Consider the following 24,031-nt stretch of genomic DNA (forward strand, 5'->3'; position numbering starts at 1 on the left):
CTAATTCAAATGTATAAATTTTTTACTGCATTTGGTTGCAGTTTTATTTCCCATACTTCACTAATTTTTTTGTTAAGGATGAAGATCGTTATCGCCTTTTTTATATTATGCGTTCAAATGCAGGCGGTCGCTCGAGCGCAGACTGTCACGGTACAGGTCGAAAACAAGACGTTAAAAGAAGTTTTTCAAGAAATAAGGAAACAGACAGCAATTAGCTTTTTATATAAAGAAAGCGATCTGCAAGGAAGTAAATTGGTTACGGTTTCCATGAAGAATAGCCCCCTATTGGACGTGCTGGAAAAATGCTTTGCCGACCAACCCTTGACATACAAAATTGAAAAGAATTTTGTCGTTGTTAAGAAGAAGGACAACGTTTCTGCAAAACCAGAGAGGCTTCTTCAGTCGATAATAGTTAGCGGTATAGTCCGTTCCCCTGATAACCAACCGATACAAGGCGTCAACATTAGCGTGCAAAATAAATCGGCGCGCACATTTACGAATGAAAATGGTGCCTATAGCATCCCCGTAGATCCAAATGATATCCTTACTTTTTCTTTTGTTGGATATGCTGCCCAACGGCAGGCTGTTAAAGGGAGGAGCAGTATCAACATAGTTTTGCAACCTGTTGAGGAGGAAATTGATGATGTGGTGGTGATTGGATATGGTACGCAAAGTAAGCGAGAGCTAACGACTGCTATTTCACAGGTCACTGGAGGTGAATTAACAAAAGTAGTTGGTAATACGATATCTGCTTCATTGAAAGGTAAGGCTACCGGACTCCGAGTACACAATACGACTGGAGCTCCTGGAGCACAAGCAGAGATAACAATTCGAGGTGGTTCTTCCATCAATAAAAGTAATAGTCCACTAATATTGATTGATGGTATGCCTGGTTCGTTAGCTACTGTCCCACCTCAAGATGTTGAATCAATCGAGGTATTAAAGGATGCGGCTTCAACGGCAATATATGATGCTAGAGCTTCCAATGGTATTGTTTTGGTGACGACCAAATCTGGTAAAGAGGGGAAGACTAAAATTACGGGCAATGTTTTTTATGGTTATCAAAATGCAGGACGACGTATCGCTAGACTGAATGCTGAGGAATTTTTAAATATTGTACGCCCTGCTATCGAAAGGAGTGACTATCGGTCGTGGTTAACGTTAGCGCATCCGGCGGGAACAGGAAATGATGATCATAGTAACTTTAGTACGCGTTATTTGCAAAGTGGGGAGGACGTTCCGGTAGGCTGGCAATCTATGCCGGATCCTTTAGATCCAACGAAGATGCTAATCTTTGAAAATACGGATGTTGAAGACAATGTTTTTCAGGGGGGGAATACGATGAATGCTCATGTTACTGCAAGCGGCGGAACGGATAAATTGAAATATATGTCGAGTATTGGTTATACGAAAGATGAGGGGTTTGTAAAAATGAGTGACTGGGAAAATCTGACAATTCGCTCCAATTTGTCATATAGCCTGTCGGAAAAGTTGACCCTGTATTCCAATTTAGGTTTTACGAGAAGCTATTCGAATGCGATTCACAACCAAGCGAATATTTTCTCGCGTAGTATTCATATGGCTCCCACGCTAAGAAGCATAATGTCTGACGGATCTTTACCCGGCGGACGGGATGCAAATTTCAATAATCCATTGTATATCTTGGATAATATCGTTTATAACAACAACACGCTTCGGTTTGTTGGAAAAATGGGGTTGGAATGGAAAGTGATTGACGGATTGATTGCGAAGGTAGATGGATATTATAATCCAACCTATTCGCATAGAGAATATTTTCAAAAAGCAAACATGTACAACTCCCAGCGACCGGCCGAATACTTTGGAGATTTCGATCAAAGTAGCCAATATGAAGCGACATTAAATTACGATAAAAATTGGGGCGACCACAAGATGAACGCTTTATTAGGACTGTCCTCATTGAGTTACAATATGTACGGTTATAGTGCGCAGGCGCAGGGAGGAAGTAGTGATGATATCATTACATTGAATGCGTCATCCGAATATCTAGGCGCAAGCTCTTCGCGAGAGCGGGAAAGGCTCTCTAGTACATTCGGGAGGATTTCATACGGATACATGTCCAAATATTTACTTTCGGCGTCGTTACGTATCGATGCATCTTCTAAATTCTCGAACGATGGACGTGTTGGGTATTTTCCGGGAGTTTCCGCAGGTTATGTAATTAGCGAGGAGGACTTTCTTAAAGAAAGCGATTGGTTACGTTTTTTGAAGGTGAGAGCCAGTTACGGTTTAACAGGAAATAATGCTGTCGGAAGGTACGATTATCAAGGACTGTGGTCCATATCAAATATATACCATGGGGGGGCAGCGGCTACACCTTCGTCTATTCCAAATCGTACGTTACGCTGGGAAAACTCAGCGCAGATAGACTTAGGACTAGATTTAGAGCTATTCCGGGATGGCATGGTTTCGATGAATTTTGATTATTATAATAAAATAACAAATAACTTGTTGTTCAGTAAACCGTTGCCTAATACAAGCGGTTTTGGGAGTATAGAATCAAATGTTGGGAAAGTGCAATTTTATGGTTATGAAGCTGGAGCAACTATAAAATTGATTAGAAAACCCGCTATACAATGGCAAGTGGGAGCTAATATTAGCTATAACCTAAACAAGGTGTTAGAATTGCCGGACAATGGAATAGATGAAAATCGTATAGGAGGTATCCGATTTACCGATGGTAGTGGCGGTGTTGGGGGCATAGCTGAAGGGGAAAGATTGTACGGAATCGTAGGATACCGTACAGATTTTCTTATTGACAACGACGAGCAGGCTAGTGCAGCACGACATGATGACCGGGCTGGAGGCTGGGATCCGACAACAAGAAATGCTACTCAGGGGAAGAAATTTGCTGGGGATTATGAATGGCAAGACCGAAATGGCGATAACCGAATCACAGCAGATGATCAATTTATTCTAGGATATCATATCCCCACGACCACTGGCGGAATTAACACTACGCTAAATTATAAGGGTATTGAACTTTATGTATTGACTGATTTTGCGTTAGGCCATCATATTTATGATAGGCAGATTAGTATGTTGAATGCGTATGGAGAAAACGGCTATATAGTTCCTACGAAAGATATACTTGATGCATGGAAAGAACCTGGAGATGCCGCGAATACTTGGGTGCCGAGATTTGACGTACAAGATGGAAGCAATTTGGGGCAATGGAATTGGTACAGGACCTCTAATTTAAATGTATATAAAGGGAATTATTTAGCCATTAGAGAAGTTAAACTTTCCTATGGATTTCCCTCGACTTCCCTCCAAAAGTATGGTTTGAACTCCCTGAGCTTATATGTTTCAGGACTTAACTTACATTACTTTACAGCATATCCTGGCTACATCACAGAATACAGTGGTGGGAATAGAAATGCGGGAGATAATAACTATCCTAATCCGCGTGTCTTTACCGTAGGGTTAAATATCGGATTTTAATCATTTTAACAATATTAGAATTATGGGATTTTATATAAGAAGCGTAGGTATTACTATTATCTTTTTTATGTTGCAGGGATGTCAAAACCTAGATATTAAGCCTGACAGTAGTATCTCAAACGAGTCATATTGGAGTAGTGAAGCCGATGCAGAATCTGCATTAAATGGACTTTATCTTAGAATGCGAAACTCTTTTACCGTTCATAACTGGATGTACTGGTTTGAATGTAGAACAGGTAATATCAGTGGGGGATTACAGCCCGGAGGAATTCAATCATTTATTGATAATGCGCTCACACCTAATTTAACAGACGCTAATTGGCAGCCTTTTTATACGGTAATTTCTTTAGCGAACGCTATTATTCATAATGCGGATCGGATAACGTTCTCTCAACCTTCCAGAAAAGATGATGTTAAATCACAGGCTTATTTTGTGAGGGCTTGGTGTTATTATAATCTTGTCAGATTATGGGGAGAAGTGCCCATAGTGACTGCATTTATTGATTCAGATAATCATGAGCAGTTATTTCCTACTAGATCCGGCATCGATGAGGTGTTCCAATTGATTAAGGAAGATATAGGATTAGCGGATGATCTTAGTCCGGACAACACCCCAACGGAAAAGAGCAAAGCATCGAGAGCAGCAATTATGATGTTGAAAGCGGATATTTATCTTTGGCTAGCTAGAGTCCTTGGAGAAAGCAATGGCGCGCTACAGGTAGCTGACCGGGCAATAAACGAAGTTTTGTCAAGTAATACTTATCAACTTGCTGAAAATTATGAGAATATTTTTACGCAAGACGACAATAACGAAATCATATTCTCGATTTACTATGATCTTCTGGAGAACAGTAATCAATATGGTAGTTTATTGGGGCAATCTAGGAGCCTCGTTCCACAAGCATATCAGAATAACCCCATCCCAGTGGGGTCTAATCATACTATGCAATTTTCTAATCTCTTTTATGAGCGATATCGCAACCGCACATCAAATGATGCGAGAGCGGAGGTCATTAGTCAGGATATGGAAATATCCGGAACCAATTTTCGATGGACGAATAAGTTTATGGGAGAGATGAATGGTAATATACGGGTCTTTACTTCTGATACACGTATATATAGACTCGCGGAAGCATATCTGTTTAAAGCAGAAATATTAGCAGAGCAAGGGCAATTCGTGGAGGCATTAAGCTATATCAACAGCGTAGTAAAGCGTGCTTATGGAATGGATGATTTTTATACCTCTGTCTCAAATAAAGAAGAGCTAAATAACATTTTGTTGGAAGAAAGAATTATTGAGTTTGCGGGAGAATGTAAATCTTGGTTTGATATGATTCGTTTTGGAGAAGTTTTTAATAGGGTTCCTTCATTAGCGGGACGAGAAAAGGATAAGCAAGGTAATGTTCTCTATTTCCCAGTTCATGTCAACTCTTTCTCGGCAAATCCAAATATTAAACAAACTCCTGGTTATGAATAATATGAATAGTTATGAAAAAAATGATTAAAGTGATATCATTGTTTATCGCATTTATAACGATAATAAGCAACTTATCTTGTAAGAAAGTCTGGTCTAGTGGTGTTGATGGAAACAGCCCAGAATCTGAACTAATGGAACAACTGCCCGGTTCAGAAATTGGAGAAACGGGATGGATAAAGTTTTTAGAGGGTAATGACACAATAACCTACGTAACTGTGCGAGCGGCTGATAATCAGGTTTGGTTGCAACAAAATTTAGGAAGTTATCAAGTGGCTACGGATCTGAACGATACCATCGCTTATGGCGATTTATATCAGTGGGGGCGGTGGAAAGATGGTCATCAATCTCGGAATCCGACTAATCTACAGGCAGGCATGCCCTATACAAATCCATCTGAACTACCAACATCCTATTCCAACCCATTTTTTTATAACGCTTCTCCTAATACATGGTGGGGGAGCGGGGTAATTTCAGATCAATGGCTGGCCGAATCAGTAGATGCTGTAAATGCTACGAATGGATGTGACCCCTGTAGAAAATTGGGGAATGGTTGGCGACTTCCATACAATACAGAATGGAATAGACTGGTGAATGCAGAAAGTATCGCAAATATCGAACAAGCTTTTCTCTCGAATTTAAAGTTGGTAGCAGGAGGCCATATAAATGGGGTCAATGGTACATTTTTCAGAGTGGATACCCGCGGATATTATTGGAGTAGTTCGGCGTCCTCTGAAGGAAGAGCCTTGGCTACACATTTTTGGGAGAACAGTGTGTTGCCTTCAAATACGGATATACGTGGGAACGGTTTTAGTGTAAGGTGTATAAAGGCGAGTGATATTTCAGAAAATCCTGTTCCGGGTGTCGTCATAGCACACACTCCTGCATATAAACGTATCTACATCGGCTCGCCAAGTATCATAAAACTAGTTAATGGGGATTTGATCGCCTCGAATGATTTCTTTGGCCCAAATTCAGAAGCAAGGCCGAATGGGCAGTCATTTACCCGAATCTATCGCTCAACCGATCAAGGTAATTCGTGGTCAACCGTGACCGACTTAAGCGGGCAATTTATGTCTGGTCTGTTTCTTCATCAAAATGCGTTGTACATTATGGGCGTTTCCGGAGGGTACGGGAATGGGAACCATGTCGTCATCCGGAAATCTCTAGATAACGGAAATTCATGGTCTAGTCCGACGGCTAACAACAGCGGTAGGTTATTGGGTGGAAAATATCATACAGCACCCACACCGGTAATTGAGCATGCGGGGAGGGTTTGGCGCACGATGGAAGATGCATATGGTCCCTCGAATGTATTTGCGAAGCAATACCGTGCTTTTATGATGTCGGCACCAATCGATAGTGATTTGTTAGACTCTTTAAACTGGACTGTCAGTAATCCTATGGCTTATGACACGACATATTTGCATGGATATTTTTGGGGTTGGCTGGAAGGAAATGCGGTTGTCTCGCCATCTGGAAAGATGTTGAACATATTGCGTGTACATACATTTAGTCAAAATCGTGAACAGGCTGCTTTCGTTGAAGTGAGCGATGACGGAACAACATCAACCTTCAATGCCTCAACGGGATTCGTCGATATGCCCGGGAGCATGAAAAAATTTACCATTAGGTATGATGCAACGAGTGGCAGATATTGGACACTAGCTAATTATGTGCCCAGTGAATATTACAATATACGTCCGCTGGATAAGATACGAAATACACTGGCGTTATGTTCTAGTGCTGATTTAAAAAACTGGAGCGTTGATTCTACTATTATTCATCATCCAGATATAGATTTACATGGATATCAATATGTAGATTGGCAGTTCGATGGGAATGATATTGTTGCAGTGTCTCGGACATCTCATGACGATGGTGTTGGTGGGGCAGCTAATCATCACGATGCTAACTATTTAACATTTCATCGTATTACTAATTTCCGAGAGACAAGATAGTTATTTTGTAGACCTCTTGTCTTGATGAGTGCTATTTAATTCCTTATCTTGAGCCGTCAAAAAATAATATAAATCGATTATGAATAGAATCAACTTTATTAAGTTCTTAACAACGCTAAGCTATTGTCTTTTTGTCTCTTTAACAGGCTTTTCTCAATCGCGATCGACGCAACCTATCCAAGTGCTTGTTTCGCCGGACAAGCCGGACTGGACATATGAGCCCAACCAAGAGGCCACGTTCAGGATACAGGTGCTACAGCATCAGGTTCCGCTCAGCGATATAGAGATTAACTATGCTGTCGGTCCGGAAAAGATGCAGCCAACAGACCAGGGAAAACTGAAATTAAAAAACGGTTCAGGAATCATAAAAGGAAAATTGTCGGCACCAGGATTTCTACGTTGCGAAGCCAATGTGACAATCAATGGCAATACATATCGCGGTATTGCTACGGCGGGATATGCCCCATTGGATATCCAGCCTACACAGAAGTTGCCCGATGATTTTCAAGACTTTTGGAATACAGCAAAGGCAAATGCGGCAAAAATCCCGTTAGATGCGAAGATGACATTATTACCGGAGCGATGTACGGAAACAGTAGACGTATTTCAGGTCAATATCCAAAACGCCATGGTGGGCAATCGCCTCTATGGTATATTGGCAAAACCAAAGAAAGAAGGGAAATATCCGGCTGTCTTGTCTGTACCAGGAGCAGGAGTTCGTCCCTATGCTGGTATTATAGACTTGGCTGAAAAGGGGATAATTACGTTGCAAATCGGCATACATGGTATTCCGGTCACATACGAAGCCGGTTTATACGACGATTTACGAAATGGTGCATTACGAGGATATCCGTTTTTCAATCTCGATAATCGGGATAGCTATTATTACAATAAGGTTTACCTAGGATGTGTCAGAGCAATCGATTTCCTGCATTCGTTAGCAGCCTTTGATAAAGATAATCTGTTGGTGTGGGGAGGAAGTCAAGGAGGCGCATTGGCAATTGTTACGGCTTCTTTGGACGACCGTGTTAAAAGTTTGGTGTCTATTTATCCGGCACTGAGCGACCTAACAGGATACCTACATAATCGTGCTGGAGGATGGCCTCACATGTTTAGAACGGATGCAACGGATGAGAAAATTAAGGTGTCAAGCTATTATGATGTCGTTAATTTTGCCCGGAACTTGAAAGTACCTGGGTTTTATACCTGGGGATATAATGACGACACTTGTCCCCCTACATCTTATTATGCAGCCTATAATGTGATCGATGCGCCAAAAGAATTGTATTTAGTACAGGAGACAGGGCATTGGACATATCCGGAGCAACAACACCAGATTAAGGAATGGATATTAAAACAGCTGGGGAAATAGGAAAAAATATAACGGGGCATCTACTAGAGATGCCCTGTCTGTAAAATAAATCTAAACGAAAATTGCTTAGAGATTAAATACCCATAAATTGGAAAGGTTTAGCTTCTTTAAAAGAGCTATTTGATAAACCGCTGAATGTCGCATGTCCTTTTAAATCCAACATCATTGTTTTAGCGCCTTCCTGCAGATCGAATTTGGTCAGATCGACCCAAAATGTATTGGGAGTTAATACCGTTTCGAAATAATAGACCTTATTCTTTTGGTCGGCAACGGATCTCCAACGTGTTGATGATATGTTTGGTTCGGTTTCCGAGCTGATTCCAAAAGGTACGGAGCAATTTCGGATAACGCTAAATACGCTGGCAACCGCTATCCTCGTATCTTCTGTCTGCGGGATGGCGTTTATGTAATAAGAAGCCCTAACAAACCGATCTGCTGCCCTATTTGTACCAGGCAACATGGCTGTGCCCGGAACACCTTGCCAATAGTTATTCAACGCGAGCTGCTGATCGAAAACCGGAGAGTTAGTCATTACCGTATAGGAAGGGTCATGATGGATGACAAGTTTTCCATCTATATATTCAAAGATGGCATTGTCACCTGTGGCATCTGAAATGGACAGGTGGAGCGTTGTAAATTTTGTTGTGCCGGGAACGTAGTCGCTGACGACAACAAAAGGCTCGTCTTTTAATGCTGCTACCGCATCGCTCACGGTTGCGAAGTTGTCTAGGACATATTGTGCCCAAGCCGAAATGGCGACTCCTTTTGTTGTACCTTGAGGATCAAATTTGGGATAGCTGGATTCTACTAGCCATAATACATTCGCAACAAGCCCCTTCTCATTTAAGCCGTCTGTTGTTGCGATATCCCATGCACTCGAAATCACACTTCCATATTTGGAAACCCAGGTAACAGATTGCGGGCCAGCTTCTCCACTCCTTGCTATCCCGCGGGGAAATACCCAGATATTGGCGGCAATATCGTCTTTCCAGTCCATGCTGCGTGCTGTTATAATGGTTCCGTTCGGCCCCTTATACACCACCCGTGTACATGCTGTTGCTTCTTGTTGAAGGCATATGAAAGCCGCCAACATAAAATAGAGAAAATACTTCATAATGAACTAAGTTTATATCAATTAACCTCTATATAGTTTTTTTGTTTGATTCAAACAGTAGCTAAATTTACCTAGGTAAATACAGCGGGCAACATCACTACAGAAATTGCATTTAGACGAAGATAGCTCTTTTTTTAAAGAAATCAGGAGCTTAAGATCTAATAAGCGTATAAATATCACAGACAAAACCTTATCTTCGGGAATAGATATATAAACCGAAAGCATGGAAATCATCTATATCCTTGGTTTTGTGATACTCATCGTACTGATATTGCGTCAGAAAGATGAAATTACGCGACTTAGAAAAGGTTTGGAGCAGACATTCGATCAGCTCATGGACATAAAATCGCTATTAGAAGATAGTCGAAACAGTCAGCCGGCTCAACAATCGCAGGCAGATGATAGCATGGAACCAGAAGCACCGGCTACAACCGAAGAGCAGCCAGTGCTACCTGATACGGAACTGGAGGAGCAACCGTTTCTAGTATCCGAAGCCGCCCCCGACACCATTCATGAAGAATCCCATCTGCCACCGATTCCGCCGGTATTCGAATACAATGAACTGCCTGAGCCGGGAGAAGTGCATTATATCGAACCGGAGAAAGCCGAACCTACATTGTCCTGGTTTGACCGTTTTAAGCGTGATAATCCTGACCTGGAAAAGTTTATCGGCGAAAACCTTATCAACAAAATCGGTATCATTATTCTCGTGCTGGGTATCAGCTTCTTTGTGAAATATGCGATCGACAAGGATTGGATTAACGAACCTGCACGTGTGGGTATAGGTATCCTTTGCGGCGGGTTGTTGCTTGGTGTGGCGCACCGCCTCCGAGTTAAATATAAGGCTTTCAGCTCGGTGCTGGTCGCAGGAGCTATCGCCGTGTTTTACTTCACGATCGCCATTGCGTTTCACGATTATAAATTGTTCAGCCAGACGACTGCCTTTATCTTGATGGTAATCATTACAGCGTTCAGCATTTTTGTTTCGGTGCTGTACAACCGACAAGAGCTTGCTGTGTTGTCTATTATTGGAGGTTTTGCTGTGCCGTTTATGGTGAGCAGTGGGGAAGGCAATTACCATGTGCTGTTTACCTACCTGTTAATTCTGAACGGTGGTATGTTGGCGATTTCCTACTTCAAGCGCTGGTTCATCGTCAACTTTGTCGCTTTTGTGCTAACCATTGGCATTTTTATCGGTTGGCTTGCTGCGGCCGACATGGCACAACCGGTCGCCCTGCGTCATGTTTTGGTCTACGCTTCGGTGTTTTATGCTATGTTTGCGCTAGCCTTTGTGCTAAACAACGTGTGGCATAAGAACAAATTTACCAACTACGAAATCGCCTCGCTTATCAGCAATACCGCGGTCTACTACGCCGCCGGGCATTATATTGTTGACATCATCGCCCCACAAAGTCTGGGGCTGTTCACGGTTGTGCTAGCCCTGTTCAATTTGCTGTCTGCAACTCTTATATACAAAAAATATAAGTTCGATAAAAACATCATCTATGTGCTGATCGGCTTGGCGCTGACCTTAGCGACCATCACCATTCCGGTGCAGTTCTCTGGCAAATACATTACTCTGTTCTGGGCATGCGAAGCAGTGCTGCTGTTCTGGCTTACCAAACAGTCGAATCTGAAAGGGTTTACCCTTGCCGGTATTATTGTGCAATGGCTTGCGGTAATCAGTCTCCTAATTGACCTGCAAACCTATATGGTTAACGATGTGCCTTATCATCCCGGCTATAATATGATGTTCCTTACTGGACTTATTGTTATCGCTTCGTTAGTGCTTAGTTACCGATTGTTTAAGATCAATGATTACAGTACGGTTATTTTCGGAATTAATTTCAATCATATTGCCCACAGGAAAATCTTTTACAACCTGGCGTTGTTGTTGGGATATGTATTGCCGCTGATAGAAATCGGCTACCAGGCCGACGCCTATTTCTTCAGTTCGGGAACGATTTATTTTTTGCTATACCTATATCATATGCTGTACAGTACCGCTTTGCTGCATTTCAGCAGCCGGCAGTCGGCAGACAATATCAGGTGGGCAAATGCTATCGCCGTTTTCAACATGCTGTTCTATATCGTCATCGCCTACAGACTGCCGTTGATGGAAAAAGAAGATATGTTCATCTACGAAGCTCGTGTGTTCCCCTGGGCAATGGCACTGCATTATATAAGCATCTTGTGTTTGCTCTATCAAACCTGGTTCTTTGTGAAAAACAAAGCGACAAACAGTCGGTTTACAGTATTCAACCCCGCGTACCTCCCTTGGTTTATTGCCTTATTTGTCGTGTATCTGCTGAGCTCGGAAGTGAATATTGCGTTTTTGTCGGGCACAGATGGGTGGGACGTGTTTTATGAAACGAAGAACAGTGTGATTCGGGTAGTATTTCCCGTTTTATGGGGCATCTTGTCGTTTACATTCCTGATTTTCGGCATCCGCCGGAATATGAAGACTGCACGTATTATTGCCCTTTCGCTATTGGGGATTACCATCCTGAAACTGTTCCTGTATGATATTCGTATGGTTTCCGAAACTGGAAAAATTATCGCGTTTATCCTATTGGGTGTATTGATATTGATAATCTCTTTTGTATATCAAAAAATTAAAAAACTGATTGTAGATGATAACGAAAAGGCGGGGTAGCAATATGCGAACATTAAACAAAAATAACATAGTTGTCGTTTTCCTTCTGCTATGTGGTCAATTTGTATCGGCGCAACAGGTTAAAGCCATCGTGGAGGCGGGAGTCGACGGATTGCAAACAATACAGATTCCGCAGGAATTTCGGATGTGGATAGGCAATGACATTGGCCGATTGCGCCTGTACGATGTGAAGGACACCGAGGTAGGTTTCGTGCTAAAGCCAGATATCCAAGAAACGACGACCTTTCAACCGGTGCCGTTCGATAAGACGGCTACGGACAGTACGGAGACGTTCGTTATCCACAATCTTGCAAAAGAGAGAAAGCAAGGCTACCTTTTCCGTATCGGCAACTCGGCCGGCAGCAAGGATTATGTTATTGAAGGTAGCGACGACCAAAAAACCTGGTTTGGTTTGGTGAATAACGGTAAGTTTACCCAGTTGTATAGTGACGATCAGACATCCGTAGTGAAATGCAGTAGCTTCCCACTGACGGACTACCGCTATATCCGCGTAGTGCTGGATAATAAAAATTCGGCACCGGTGCAGATACTGGCCATTGGCGAACAGGTTACAAAGGAAGTTACCCAACATTATGAGCCTTTACAGCATGTTTCATTCGATCGGAAAGAGGACAACAAAAACAAAGAAACAATCCTGGCGATTCGTAAAAACGGTCGTTCACCGATAGATTATATCCGATTTCACATCGCCACCCCTGCCCACTACCACCGTCAGGCGACATTGTATACCGTGCGCACCGAAACTCGCAAACGAAAAACACATACATACGATCAACCGCTGGCATATATAACATTGAATAATCAGCAGACAAATGAATTTACGATAGAAGATATAGCAGAGGATCTATTTTATATTCGTATCAATAATGAAGACAATGTACCATTGACGATAGATAGTTTGTCTTTTTTTCAAAAGCCGGTTACGATACTGGCTGATTTAAAACAAGGAGAGACATACGTGCTGGATGCCGACAGCAGCCGGACATTACCAAACTATGACTTGGGTAAGACAGCGATCGATTTCACAACGGATTTTCCGCAGGCAACCGTCCAGGGCATCGAAAAGATGGCAACACAACCCGCTAACGAACAGAAGCACAACACGGGTCGTCTAATACTTTTTTTGGGATCGATTGCTGGCGTATTGGCAATTTTCTACTTTGGGGCAAGTTTGCTGAAGGATATGAAAAAGAAATCATCCTAAAAAAGTACAATTCAAACAAAATACGTATTTTAGCCTGGTGCACACCATACTTTTCATCGGACTAGTTTGGCCAGAGCCCCAGTCATCTGCGGCAGGAACACGTATCCTGCAATTAATTCGGATGTTCCGAAGTGTGGGTTCCGAAGTGGTTTTCGCTTCGGCTGCTGCCAAATCACCCTATAGCCATCCGCTTTCCCAAGAGGGTGTTTGGGAAGAAGATATTCAGCTTAATGATAGCCGTTTTGATGCCTTTATTAGATCACTAAAACCCGATATGGTGGTTTTTGACCGTTTTGTCAGCGAGGAACAATATGGATGGCGGATAAGGCAATATTGTCCGTCTGCATTAACGATATTGGATACAGAAGATTTGCATTTTCTGCGACGGGCACGACAAGAAGCCGTAAAACGGAATACAGCATTGGATTATTATAATGATATTACCACGCGAGAGATTGCGGCGATATTGCGTTGTGACCTGTCTTTAATTATTTCGAAGAGCGAAATGGAACTTTTGTTAGCGTCTTTCCGCGTGCCAGCAGAACTTTTATACTATCTCCCTTTCTTAGAACCGAAAATAGAAAAATCAGCAACGAATAAATGGCTTCCTTTTGAGAAACGGAAAGATTTTGTATTTATCGGGAACTTTCTGCATGAGCCTAATTGGCATACGGTTAAGGTACTGAAAGCACAAATATGGCCTCAAATAAGGAAACAGCTACCTCAAACGGAATTGCACATTTACGGTGCTTATGCCAGTGAAAAGGTCTATCAGCTACATCAGCCCAAAGATAGTTTTTTGATAAAAGGAAGGGCGGTGGACGCCCGTAAGACGCTTGAAGCTTATCGTGTGCTGATTGCCCCCATTCCATTTGGAGCAGGTATAAAAGGTAAATTTATTGATGCGATGCAGGCGGGAACGCCATCGGTTACGACTGCTGTAGGAGCAGAATCGATGACGATTGATGGACATTGGAATGGGTATATTGAAAATGATTTGGATCGCTTTGCAGAGAAAACGGCTCTTTTGTATAGCGATCGGAAGGTATGGTACAAGGCGCAGGAAAGAGGGGTAAATATCCTAAATGCAACGAGTAGTAAAGAACAGTTTGAAACGCCATTTCTTGTGCATATAAATGAATTGAAAGCCGGATTGGAGACACATCGTCGGAGAAATTTTATTGGGCAGATCTTACAGAACCAGTACCATAGCGCCAGCAAATATATGTCGCTTTGGATTGAGGAGAAAAATAAGAATGTACAATAACATTCTTTTCAAATTAGATTTTTTTTTTACTTTGGTTGCGGCTAAACTAAATTAATGTATTTGTACGGTCGGAATGCTGAGAGGAGTATTCTTTCCTGCCGTTTAGATTTAAGAGAGAGTAAAGAAACATGGTTGACTATCAAATAAAAGAAAGTCCGGAAGTTTATGACGCTATTGTTGTGGGTTCTGGAGCTGGTGGTGGTATGGCGGGTTATATCTTAGCCCATGCTGGACTTAAGGTATTGATGTTGGAAGCTGGACCGTTTTGGGATCCTGCAAAAGACGCATTGCAGTTGCGGTGGCCTTGGGAGTCGCCCCGTAGAGGAGCAGGAACGACTCGTCCGTTTGGCGACTTTGACGCCGCTTATGGCGGTTGGCAATTAGATGGAGAACCTTATACAACGGTAAAGGGAACAGAATTTGAATGGTTTCGTGCCCGTATGCTTGGTGGTCGAACCAATCACTGGGGACGTATTTCTTTACGGATGGGTCCGGACGATTTCAAGCCAACGGATGGACTCACAGAGGAGTGGCCAATTACGTATGAAGAGGTTAAACCATTTTATGATCGTGTAGACCGTATGATTGGTATATACGGAACGGTAGAAGGTATACGAAATGAGCCGGATGGTATCTTTATGAAGCCTCCGAAACCCCGTTTGGGTGAACTTTACATTGCTCGAGGTGCAAAAAAAGCAGGTGTTCCGGTAATTCCCGGACGAGGTGCAGTTTTGACCGAATCTTCTCCAGAGATCAAAGGACGTGGAACATGTTTCTATTGTGGTCAGTGTGGAAGGGCTTGCAAGGTTTATGGCGATTTTTCTTCCTCTTCCTGCTTGGTCATCCCGGCAATGAAGACTGGAAATCTAAAAGTGATAGACAATGCTATGGTTCGCGAAGTACTCACGAATGATGAGGGATTGGCGACCGGTGTTTCTTATGTGGATACGAAGAGCTTACAAGAATATGCCGTCAGAGGAAAAACGGTTATTCTGGGTGCGAGTGCCTGTGAAAGTGCACGCATTATGCTGAACTCCAAATCATCCACTCACCCCGGTGGACTTGCTAACAGCACTGGTCTGGTGGGAAGGTATTTACACGACTCGACAGGATCAAGCGCTTGGGGATTTTTACCTCAATTACTTGACAGGAAACGTTATAACGAAGATGGCGTAGGCAGCGTGCATATTTATTCTCCTTGGTGGGAAGACAATAAAAAACTGACTTTCCCGAGAGGCTATCATATAGAATATGGCAGTGGCTTGAATATGCCGGGGTATGGATTCTTGAACTGGGTTCCTGGTGCCGTTGGAATGGTGGCGGGAAAGAATGGAGAATCACGAGATAGCGGCGGATACGGCACATTGCTCAAGCAAGATTATCGCCGCTTTTATGGAGCATCCATCGGAATGGCTGGACGCGGTACGGCCTTGGCAAGAAAGGATAACTATTGTGAAATAGATCCCACACGAGTAGATAAATATGGTATTCCCGTATTGCGTTTCCATTACAAATGGGCGAATGAAGAAGTAGAACAAGCCAAACACATGCAAGAGACATTCAAGTCTGTCATGCATGAGATGGGTGCTATTGTTTTGTCGGACGAGCAGGGGCCAGAAACAAAATATGGTTTGGAAGCCCCGGGCGTAATTATCCACGAAGGAGGTACCACCCGTATGGGAAATGATCCGAAAGCTTCTGTATTGAATAAATGGGGACAAGCGCATGATTGTAAGAATTTGTATGTGGTGGATGCAGGTCCTTTTGTGCAACAAGGTGACAAAAATCTAACTTGGACCATCTTAGCAATGTCAATGCGGACAGCAGAATACATATTGGAAGAGAAGAAAAAGTTAAACGGCTAATCGAAAAAGACATGAATAGAAGAGAATCTCTTAAAGCATTAGGTTTGCTTGCCGCAGGAGCGGGTGTTTTAGCGACAGCTTGTAATGGAGAACATGCGAAAGAAGCAAGAATCGCCAACGAGACTTCTGATAAGTTGCCGGGCGTAGAAGATTGGGAACATGAGCGAACGCAAAAATTATTAGAAGAAAGGTTTTTTACAGACCACGAAATGGCGACCATTACGGTATTAGCAGATATTATTATTCCAAAGGATGATGTATCGGGCAGTGCCTCAGAAGCAGGCGTGCCGGACTTTATCGAATTTATCGTAAAGGATCTTCCCTCTAACAAAATCCCCATGCGTGGTGGGTTGAAATGGATGGATGTGCAATGCCAAAAACGATATGGGAATGCGTTTATAAAATGTACTGAAGAGCAGCAGATTGAACTTATCGACGAGATTGCATATCCTGATAAGGCAAAGCCAGAAATGCAACAAGGGGTGGCATTTTTCTCTTTGATACGTAACTTGACAGCCTCAGGATTCTATACCACCGAATTGGGTGTCAAAGATATCGGCTATGTGGGGAATAGACCCGGTGTGTGGAACGGTGTTCCGGAAGACGTTTTGAAGGAGCACGGATTCAACCCCGAAAACTTTTTTGGATAGTATAGCTTATAATTCTCATAGACAGATTGTTACAATAACTGTATAGCGTGTGTTCCATATAAGCCCGGCCATAAACAGGCCGGGCTTTGTAAAAGTTAACGGTTACAAATCGAACCACATTTTGTCGCTATACCTGGGTTGCGGATTAGGAATATTCGGATTCGCGGCTGTCTCATCCGGAGACAATGTCCATCTGCGAATAAGCGGACCGGCAGGAGCTCCAGAGGGAAGTGAAAGAATCGGGACTTCCTGCCCTTCAGGACCGGATCTTCTCCACTGTATAAACGCATCTTGTGGTCTGTCCATGAAATCGATCCATTGTTGTATATGTATTTCATTCAATGGATTGGTGGTAGATACCAGACTTTCTAAATCCTCGGACACAAAGCTGGTGGCGTCGCTTACTGAAGCACCGTAGAATATACAAGCTTGCTTTACACCTTCTTTATAAAGTTCGTCGGCTTTCGTTAAATCTTGTGTTACGCCCAATCCTCTAGCATACGCTTCGGCTTGCAGCAACAGTAACTCATGATACGACAATATTACAGATGGAGCATCGGCTCTATATAGCTTTGCAGAAATAGTAGCAGTCTCTTCACTAGCGTCTAAATTTGTTCCAACCGCTATAAATTCACCATTGGCTGCTTCACCGGCATCAAAATACAAGGGAATCCTGGGGTCATTAATATGCATATAGTTGAGTACATTCGTGTTCGCGAAAAACCAATTGTTTACGCCACTATTAAAATCTTTGAGTAATCGAAATTTAGGATTCTCGTTGTTCTCCCTTTCGTAATACTTGTGTATCCAACTGTCGGCAGTAGAGGAAATCATATTATCAGCGCTCAGTAACTGACCTATCTGCTCAGCAACGGTAGGCTCTGCATCGACCATCAACATAAAGACCTTGAATTTGATAGAATTAGCAAGTTTTTTCCACTGGGACATCTCCCCATTATAGTAAATATCATAATCTTTGATCTTTAGAACATTATCTTCCTCTATCTGCGCAATAGCTTCGTCCAATAAGCGGACGATGCCATAAAGAACATCCTTCTGATTGTCATACTTGGGATAAGGAAACTCCTCCGGATTCCAGGCTTCAGAGAATGGGACATCACCGTACAGGGCCGTTGCCTCATATATAAACTGGGCAAGCACAATTTTGCTTTGTGCAGCTGCGTTGTTCTGTACAGGATCGGCACTTTCTGCAATTTTTATGGCTTGCATCAAGTTATTGCCCCCGGTGCTATAATAGGTTTTCCACGTATTTCCAAGGGAATAGACACTAATATCATACACATTTTCCCGACCCCAACCGAAGTTTCCGCCACTGGCGAGGTTTTGCGCCATCAGTCCGACCGGAAGCCAGCCATCACCACTATTTTTATTCGCATCCCACGCGGTGACGGCATATCCAAAAACTAAGGATGGATCGATTTCCGTTGCCGTCAGCGGACTTTTATTGATATCCAGATAATCATTACAGGAGGTGTTGGAGAGAAGTAACGCTCCTATAATGAACGAACACCCTATTCTTTTCGTTATAAATCTCATTTCCAAATTAATTAAAAAGTCAAACGGACATTTACTCCAAACGATCTTGCAGATGGCACATTATAAAATTCAACAGCTTCGCCTACGCTACCTGCTCCGAAAAAGTTGGATTCCGGATCGACGTGAGGCACTTCACTCTTGATCAGCCAGAGGTTTCTGCCCTCTACTCCGATTTCCGCAGATTTAAAAACTTTCTGGCCAGATAACAGGCGGTTTGGCAAGGCGTAGGAGACACGCAGTTCACGTAATTTGATATAAGAAGCATCAAAGATATTGGCCTCGGTATTGGCCGCTTTGTAATTTTCTGACCAAAAAAGCTGATGGCTTTCCACAGGAACATCATTCTGAACCAAACCATTTCCTTTATCAACCAACGCATCGTCGATAATTGGCTGCGACCTGTCGCCACCGGTTTCTTTGGCCATACCCGAAGTTCTTAATCCCTCAACAGTACCAGAATAGAATGAACCTCCATGCCGGATATCAACCAGACCACTTACGGTGAATGATTTATAGTTAAAATTGGTGTTGATTCCCAGCATCCAGTCTGGATAAAGGTTGCCCAGACGCTTATTGTCTTCTGTTAATCGCAGTCCGTTATCTGCATCTACAATATACTTCCCTGTCTCTGCGTCACGCTGAAACGCTTTTCCGTAAAGTCCGAAAGATTTTCCTTTTTCAGCTTTGATTTGCAAACCACTCCACCCCGAAGCGGCACTATATTCAGGCAATTCATCTGTAAGTTCCTCTACTATCTGGGTATTTTTGGAGAAGTTAAAATCAATACCCCAGTTAAAATTTATAGTCTTTACGGGCACCAGGTTGAAAGCAACTTCTATACCCTTGTTTCTCACCAGACCTACGTTAACGTATTTTGAGAAATAGCCGGTTGATATGGCCACATCAATGGGGATAAGCTGATCTTTTGTAGCACTGTTATAGTAATTAAAATCAACTCCGATCCGGTTTTGCAAAAAACTCAGTTCAGCGCCGATTTCAAACGAGTTTTGCCTTTGCGGTACCAAGTCATAATTTGGCAATATTCTCGGCCCGGTAAATGCAGTCTCTATAGGTCCAAATGGGAAAATATTTGAATTGCCGTGAAACTGCAAAAACACTTGTGAAACCGGAGTATATTGGTAATCTAACTGATAGGCGTCCATGTCACTCCCGACCTGCGCCCAGCTGGCTCTTAATTTACCATAGCTTAACCACGCAGGCAGCTCCTCTTCAAAGGCATCCGAGAAGATAAACGAACCGCTGGCAGAAGGATAGAAATAAGAACGGCTATGCAATGGGAGCGTAGAGCTCCAGTCGTTTCGGCCGGTCACGTTCAAAAATAGATAATCCTTGTATGACATTCCCAAGTCGCCGAACACGCCGACTATACGTCTCTTGCTGTACGCTCTCGATGGAACCGTATTTGCGGCATTCGGGTAATTCCATAATTGATCTATTGTCAGATTTGTGGCTGTTATCAGTGTAGACTCCGATTGTCTGTCGTTAATGTTGTTGCCCAACATCAAACTAAATTTGAAATCATCCACCAAATTGTCTTGACTAACAGTGACGATAAGGTCGTTGTTTATCTGTCTGCTGAATAACTCCGTATTGTAGAACGCTCCATTAACTACACTGGCTGTACCTTTTCTAACCACACTGCTTCTTTTTTCAAGTGTAATATCTCCCCCCAGATTATTGGATATCGTTATCCAGTCAACAGGTTTGTACGTCAGATTATAGCTGCCATAGAATCTATCAACAACATTATCATTTGTATTGTAGTTCATAATCCAATAAGGGTTGTTACCGTCCTTTAATGAACCGAGAAAAATCTGCTCTCCGGTAAGAGGATCTTCAAAATTGTTTTTGAGGTCGTTGATGTCAACCACACGTGGAATAGAATAGACTGAAGACAGCAAAATGTTTGGGTTGTTGGAGCTTTGCGCAGGTCTTCCTGCGGCATCTATACGCGCGTATGTTCCGCTAAATCGCGATGATAATTTTTCAGAAAACTGGTTTCCCGCATTTAACGACAGATTGTATCTTTTTAATTCGCTGTTCGGGATTATCCCTTTTTCACCCGTATGCGTCAAACCCAATCGATAATCCGATGATTCAGTCCCACCTGCAATACTTACATTATTGATATTGGAATATCCGGTATTGAAATAGTCCTTTACATTATTGGGATACGCGTGGAGTTGAACATCACGGCCTAAGAAATCTTTTACGGTTTGACCAGTGATTTTCGGCCCCCATCCGTTCAGGTACCGCATATTATATACATATTCTCCTATACCGGAGTCGAAATTTCCTTGGGCATAATCGTTCTGAAAGTCCGGAAGAAGCAAGGGGTTGTCAAATCGCATAGAAGAACTTACTGTAACTGATGGAGATCCTCCTCCGGTTCCCTTTTTCGTCGTAACGATAATCGCGCCATCCTTTGCCCGCGATCCATACAAGGCTGTAGCTGCGGCTCCTTTGAGGACCGTAAGTGACGCAATATCGTCCGAACTAATATCGCCTATTCTATTCCCAAAATCAATATTGCGTGCTGTAGTTCCGCCCGCCGAAGTGCCATCGGTCACGGGCGTCCCGTCGATTACCCACAATGGGGTGCTGCCATCTAGTGAGTTTACGCCACGGATAACAATTTTACTTGACCCTCCAACGGTTCCCGATTGTGAACTGATACGTACGCCAGGGGCCTTTCCCGCCAACGCATTAATAAGATTGGTTTCTCTGGCTTTTGTTAATTCATCGGCATTGAGTATAGAAGCACTATAGCCCAACGATTTGGATTGTCTCTCGATACCCATTGCTGTTACAACGACTTCATCCAGCGTTTCGGAGTCAGCAGCCAATTGTACATTGACCACCGACTGATTGCTAACATGTACCCGTTGACCAGCATATCCCATGTAAGAAAATACCAGTATGGGATCGTTTCCGGAAACCTGAACAGCATAATTTCCTGTGCCATCGGTCTGCGTTACCTGTGACGTGCCAAAGATAGCTACGGATACCCCTAATAGCGGATTTCCATCGACTGCAGAAGTTACTTTACCGCGTATTTGTCGGGTTTGTGCGAAGGCCCCCCCGATTAGGCAGGTTATCATAAATAATAAAGGGAGTAATTTTTTGTCCATGTTATACCTCTATCCTTTTTACAGGCGGAAAGACAAACCGGCACTCAGTACGCTGGCTCCGTAGCCCAGTTCAGCAAAAGCACCGATCTTTTCCGTAAACCAATACTTCGAACCTATATGTATGCCCCACAGTACGCCACCGGCAGAGGACGATATGGGCTCTGCCCTGCTGCCGTCCCATTTTACAGAGGCGATGTTGTAACCAAGCATCAACCCACCATAAGGATCGAATTTGTCAGAATCTACTTTAAAATGATAAGATCCTCTTGCTGCGGCCAGAATATAGGTGTATTTCCAATCGCCTATGCCCCCATACGTCTCTTTTTCCTGGGCGTATGCCAGATAACCGCCGACACTGATGCGGTCGGTTATTGCCTGTTCATAGCTTATACCTACAGGAACACCTATCCCACCGCCGATTCCGATTCCGATATTGACTGTCTTTTCGCCTTTAGGGAACGATTGTGAACAGGAATCCATGGCATACATCATGCATATCAGTAGAATCAATGTGATGTTTTTAATCTTTTCAATCATATTCTATTTTGTTTAAATGTTGAGATCAAAATTAGTGTTGACAATTTCCTGTTTCTTCGGTAGTAATACGGAATATCTTCAATCCGTTCATTCCCGTAGTGCCGTAACGGATTGCTACGTAGAACTACGTATTTGCGCTGTTCATCAGCAATACGGGGGAAAACCATGTAACTCCTGGATAACTTTGCAGATATGAAACGATATATTTGGTTTTTTTTGCTTTTGAGCCTGTCATGTTCAGGAGATAAGAAAGAGGATTCGTCTGCAGGAATGATAGAGGGATATGTTCAGAATGCCGATGGGACAGCTATTCCGGGGGTACAGATTATCATAGACAATAGCATCTTCTTTAATAGTAATCTGTCAACGAAGACGGATGCAGATGGCCGGTATAAAATACATATCCCGACAGGTTCGTGGTATGCTTTTGCTATCCATGCTCCGGTTTATAACGGTCGGCAATACCGGATTTATCTGCATCCGGACAATGCGATTGGTTTTGGAGGGGAGGGGGCAACAAGAAACTTTGTCTGGCAATTAACGGGTGCCAAGCCGGAGCCGCTGTCTGGTTATTATGGCGGAGTGGTAACCATCGATAATTTTCCGGGGGTGTATCTGGATGTGACGAAAATAGCCTTTCGGTTTGAGCCACAAGGTATGCTGATTGATGGCTCTGAAGGTGGTGTTTTGTTTCGCTCGGCGACAGATGGTTATCAGATTCTAGACTTGCCGATTGGCAGGTATAAGGTGACGGCACAGTACGGCCCCGATAAGCTGAAACTCCGACCGTGGAATACAGAGGAGACGTTTAAAGAAGAACTAATATTTGACTTCGAACCGCAAATCGCCGGTAATTGCGATAACTGTTTTAAAATAGAATATAACCAGTAATCATGAATAAAATAGCTTTTATTTTCGCCTTTTTATCGATTGTGCTGTTATCGGCTTGTGGCGATTCGCAAGGCGGAGATGATCTTGTTATAACACAGGATGACCTAACCATCGTTATCTCATCTTCTAAAGAGCATCCCGGTTTAGGGCGTAGCGACGGAATTCCGGCAGGAACGCCTATTGTCTTGCCCGAAGGCGTACGGATTGTCGAACGGAATCACCATCCATTTAATCCGGACATCCGCAAGCTGCATGCACATGCCAATTCTTTTTATGTAGATGTCAACCTAGTGAATGACAAGATGCCGGGAACGCCGCCAATTATAGTGGAATTTCCACCCGGATTAGTGGTTACGAGTATCGATCACGATAAGCAAAACGGACTGAGTATTGGAAAATATCTGATCCCGGTACCACCAACAGAACGAATTGGAGGGGGCAGGGATACAACCACCATTTACATTGGCATGGCTTGCCTGAACAAAGACCGCTCTATGCCTTGGTATGACAATCAGGGTGCAGAGCAACGATATCCTATTTCGCGCAATAATTATCAGGATTTTGTGGTTACAAACGATGCAAATCTGTTGAAACTTGTTGATTTGCTGGAAGATTATCCGGGGTTAAAAATTACCCAGCATTGGGACCCTGTGGAAGCACATGAACCGGGTTATGAACCACCAACCTGGATGAAAATACACGATCATACTCAGGAGTTGATATGGAAGATAACGGATGGTCATGGTATTACCAAAGGAGAGCTCGATAAGTTACAAAAGGAATTGAAATCTTATCGGTAGGCCATATTATTTATTGGAATGAACGTG

General features: G+C 43.0%; 15 protein-coding genes. 11 read left to right on the forward strand and 4 right to left on the reverse strand.

All coding sequences use genetic code 11. The features are described 5' to 3' along the window. Positions 1 to 78 precede the first annotated feature (78 nt). The 4 genes from FXV77_RS05985 (at position 79) to FXV77_RS06000 (ending at position 8,290) form a co-directional block, all read left to right on the forward strand. Positions 79 to 3,483, forward strand: a complete 3,405-nt coding sequence (locus FXV77_RS05985) for a TonB-dependent receptor (RefSeq protein WP_187444024.1) — start codon at positions 79 to 81, stop codon at positions 3,481 to 3,483. Between the two features lie 22 nt (positions 3,484 to 3,505). Continuing rightward, the gene (locus FXV77_RS05990; RefSeq protein ID WP_148918289.1) at positions 3,506 to 4,960 is read left to right on the forward strand and encodes a RagB/SusD family nutrient uptake outer membrane protein; all 1,455 of its coding nucleotides are present in this window, start codon (positions 3,506 to 3,508) and stop codon (positions 4,958 to 4,960) included. Between the two features lie 20 nt (positions 4,961 to 4,980). Continuing rightward, positions 4,981 to 6,918, forward strand: coding sequence for a fibrobacter succinogenes major paralogous domain-containing protein (locus tag FXV77_RS05995; protein ID WP_222867719.1), 1,938 nt, complete (start codon positions 4,981 to 4,983; stop codon positions 6,916 to 6,918). Positions 6,919 to 6,997: 79 nt separating this feature from the next. Beyond that, entirely contained in the window at positions 6,998 to 8,290 is a 1,293-nt protein-coding gene (locus FXV77_RS06000) for an acetylxylan esterase (protein ID WP_148918291.1), read from the forward strand. A gap of 73 nt (positions 8,291 to 8,363) precedes the next feature. On the opposite strand, the gene FXV77_RS06005 is transcribed toward FXV77_RS06000, so the two are convergent. Continuing rightward, positions 8,364 to 9,404 (reverse strand): linear amide C-N hydrolase, encoded by a 1,041-nt coding sequence (locus FXV77_RS06005; protein ID WP_148918292.1) that lies wholly within the window; start codon positions 9,402 to 9,404, stop codon positions 8,364 to 8,366. A gap of 223 nt (positions 9,405 to 9,627) precedes the next feature. Between FXV77_RS06005 and FXV77_RS06010 the strand changes: the two genes are divergently transcribed. The 5 genes from FXV77_RS06010 (at position 9,628) to FXV77_RS06030 (ending at position 17,067) form a co-directional block, all read left to right on the forward strand. Then, the gene (locus FXV77_RS06010) at positions 9,628 to 12,060 is read left to right on the forward strand and encodes a DUF2339 domain-containing protein (protein ID WP_148918293.1); all 2,433 of its coding nucleotides are present in this window, start codon (positions 9,628 to 9,630) and stop codon (positions 12,058 to 12,060) included. Then, a complete protein-coding gene (locus FXV77_RS06015; RefSeq protein WP_148918294.1) occupies positions 12,038 to 13,285 on the forward strand; it encodes a hypothetical protein in 1,248 nt (415 codons plus the stop codon). The genes FXV77_RS06010 and FXV77_RS06015 overlap by 23 nt, the downstream gene beginning before the upstream one ends. Positions 13,286 to 13,322: 37 nt before the next feature. Next, positions 13,323 to 14,552, forward strand: a complete 1,230-nt coding sequence (locus FXV77_RS06020) for a glycosyltransferase (RefSeq protein WP_246162294.1) — start codon at positions 13,323 to 13,325, stop codon at positions 14,550 to 14,552. 128 nt (positions 14,553 to 14,680) lie between these two features. Further along, on the forward strand, positions 14,681 to 16,417 hold the full coding sequence (locus FXV77_RS06025) for a GMC oxidoreductase (protein WP_148918295.1): 1,737 nt from the start codon (positions 14,681 to 14,683) through the stop codon (positions 16,415 to 16,417). Between the two features lie 11 nt (positions 16,418 to 16,428). Beyond that, positions 16,429 to 17,067 carry a gluconate 2-dehydrogenase subunit 3 family protein gene (locus FXV77_RS06030; RefSeq protein WP_148918296.1) on the forward strand — a complete coding sequence of 213 codons (639 nt, stop codon included), beginning with the start codon at positions 16,429 to 16,431 and terminating at the stop codon, positions 17,065 to 17,067. Between the two features lie 102 nt (positions 17,068 to 17,169). Here FXV77_RS06030 and FXV77_RS06035 read toward each other — a convergent pair whose 3' ends face one another. Genes FXV77_RS06035 through FXV77_RS06045 form a run of 3 tightly spaced genes read right to left on the reverse strand, consistent with a single transcriptional unit; the run spans position 17,170 to position 22,313 of the window. After that, positions 17,170 to 18,624 (reverse strand): SusD/RagB family nutrient-binding outer membrane lipoprotein, encoded by a 1,455-nt coding sequence (locus tag FXV77_RS06035; protein WP_148918297.1) that lies wholly within the window; start codon positions 18,622 to 18,624, stop codon positions 17,170 to 17,172. Positions 18,625 to 18,635: 11 nt separating this feature from the next. Continuing rightward, positions 18,636 to 21,776: a SusC/RagA family TonB-linked outer membrane protein gene (locus tag FXV77_RS06040; protein WP_148918298.1), complete on the reverse strand. Its 3,141-nt coding sequence runs from the start codon at positions 21,774 to 21,776 to the stop codon at positions 18,636 to 18,638. 18 nt (positions 21,777 to 21,794) lie between these two features. Further along, positions 21,795 to 22,313: a porin family protein gene (locus FXV77_RS06045; RefSeq protein WP_148918299.1), complete on the reverse strand. Its 519-nt coding sequence runs from the start codon at positions 22,311 to 22,313 to the stop codon at positions 21,795 to 21,797. A gap of 192 nt (positions 22,314 to 22,505) precedes the next feature. Between FXV77_RS06045 and FXV77_RS06050 the strand changes: the two genes are divergently transcribed. After that, positions 22,506 to 23,204, forward strand: a complete 699-nt coding sequence (locus tag FXV77_RS06050) for a carboxypeptidase-like regulatory domain-containing protein (RefSeq protein ID WP_148918300.1) — start codon at positions 22,506 to 22,508, stop codon at positions 23,202 to 23,204. Positions 23,205 to 23,206: 2 nt separating this feature from the next. After that, positions 23,207 to 24,004, forward strand: coding sequence for a hypothetical protein (locus FXV77_RS06055; protein WP_148918301.1), 798 nt, complete (start codon positions 23,207 to 23,209; stop codon positions 24,002 to 24,004). Positions 24,005 to 24,031 lie beyond the last annotated feature (27 nt).

This window comes from Sphingobacterium phlebotomi (genome assembly GCF_008180195.1).
GTDB classification, from domain to species: domain Bacteria; phylum Bacteroidota; class Bacteroidia; order Sphingobacteriales; family Sphingobacteriaceae; genus Sphingobacterium; species Sphingobacterium phlebotomi.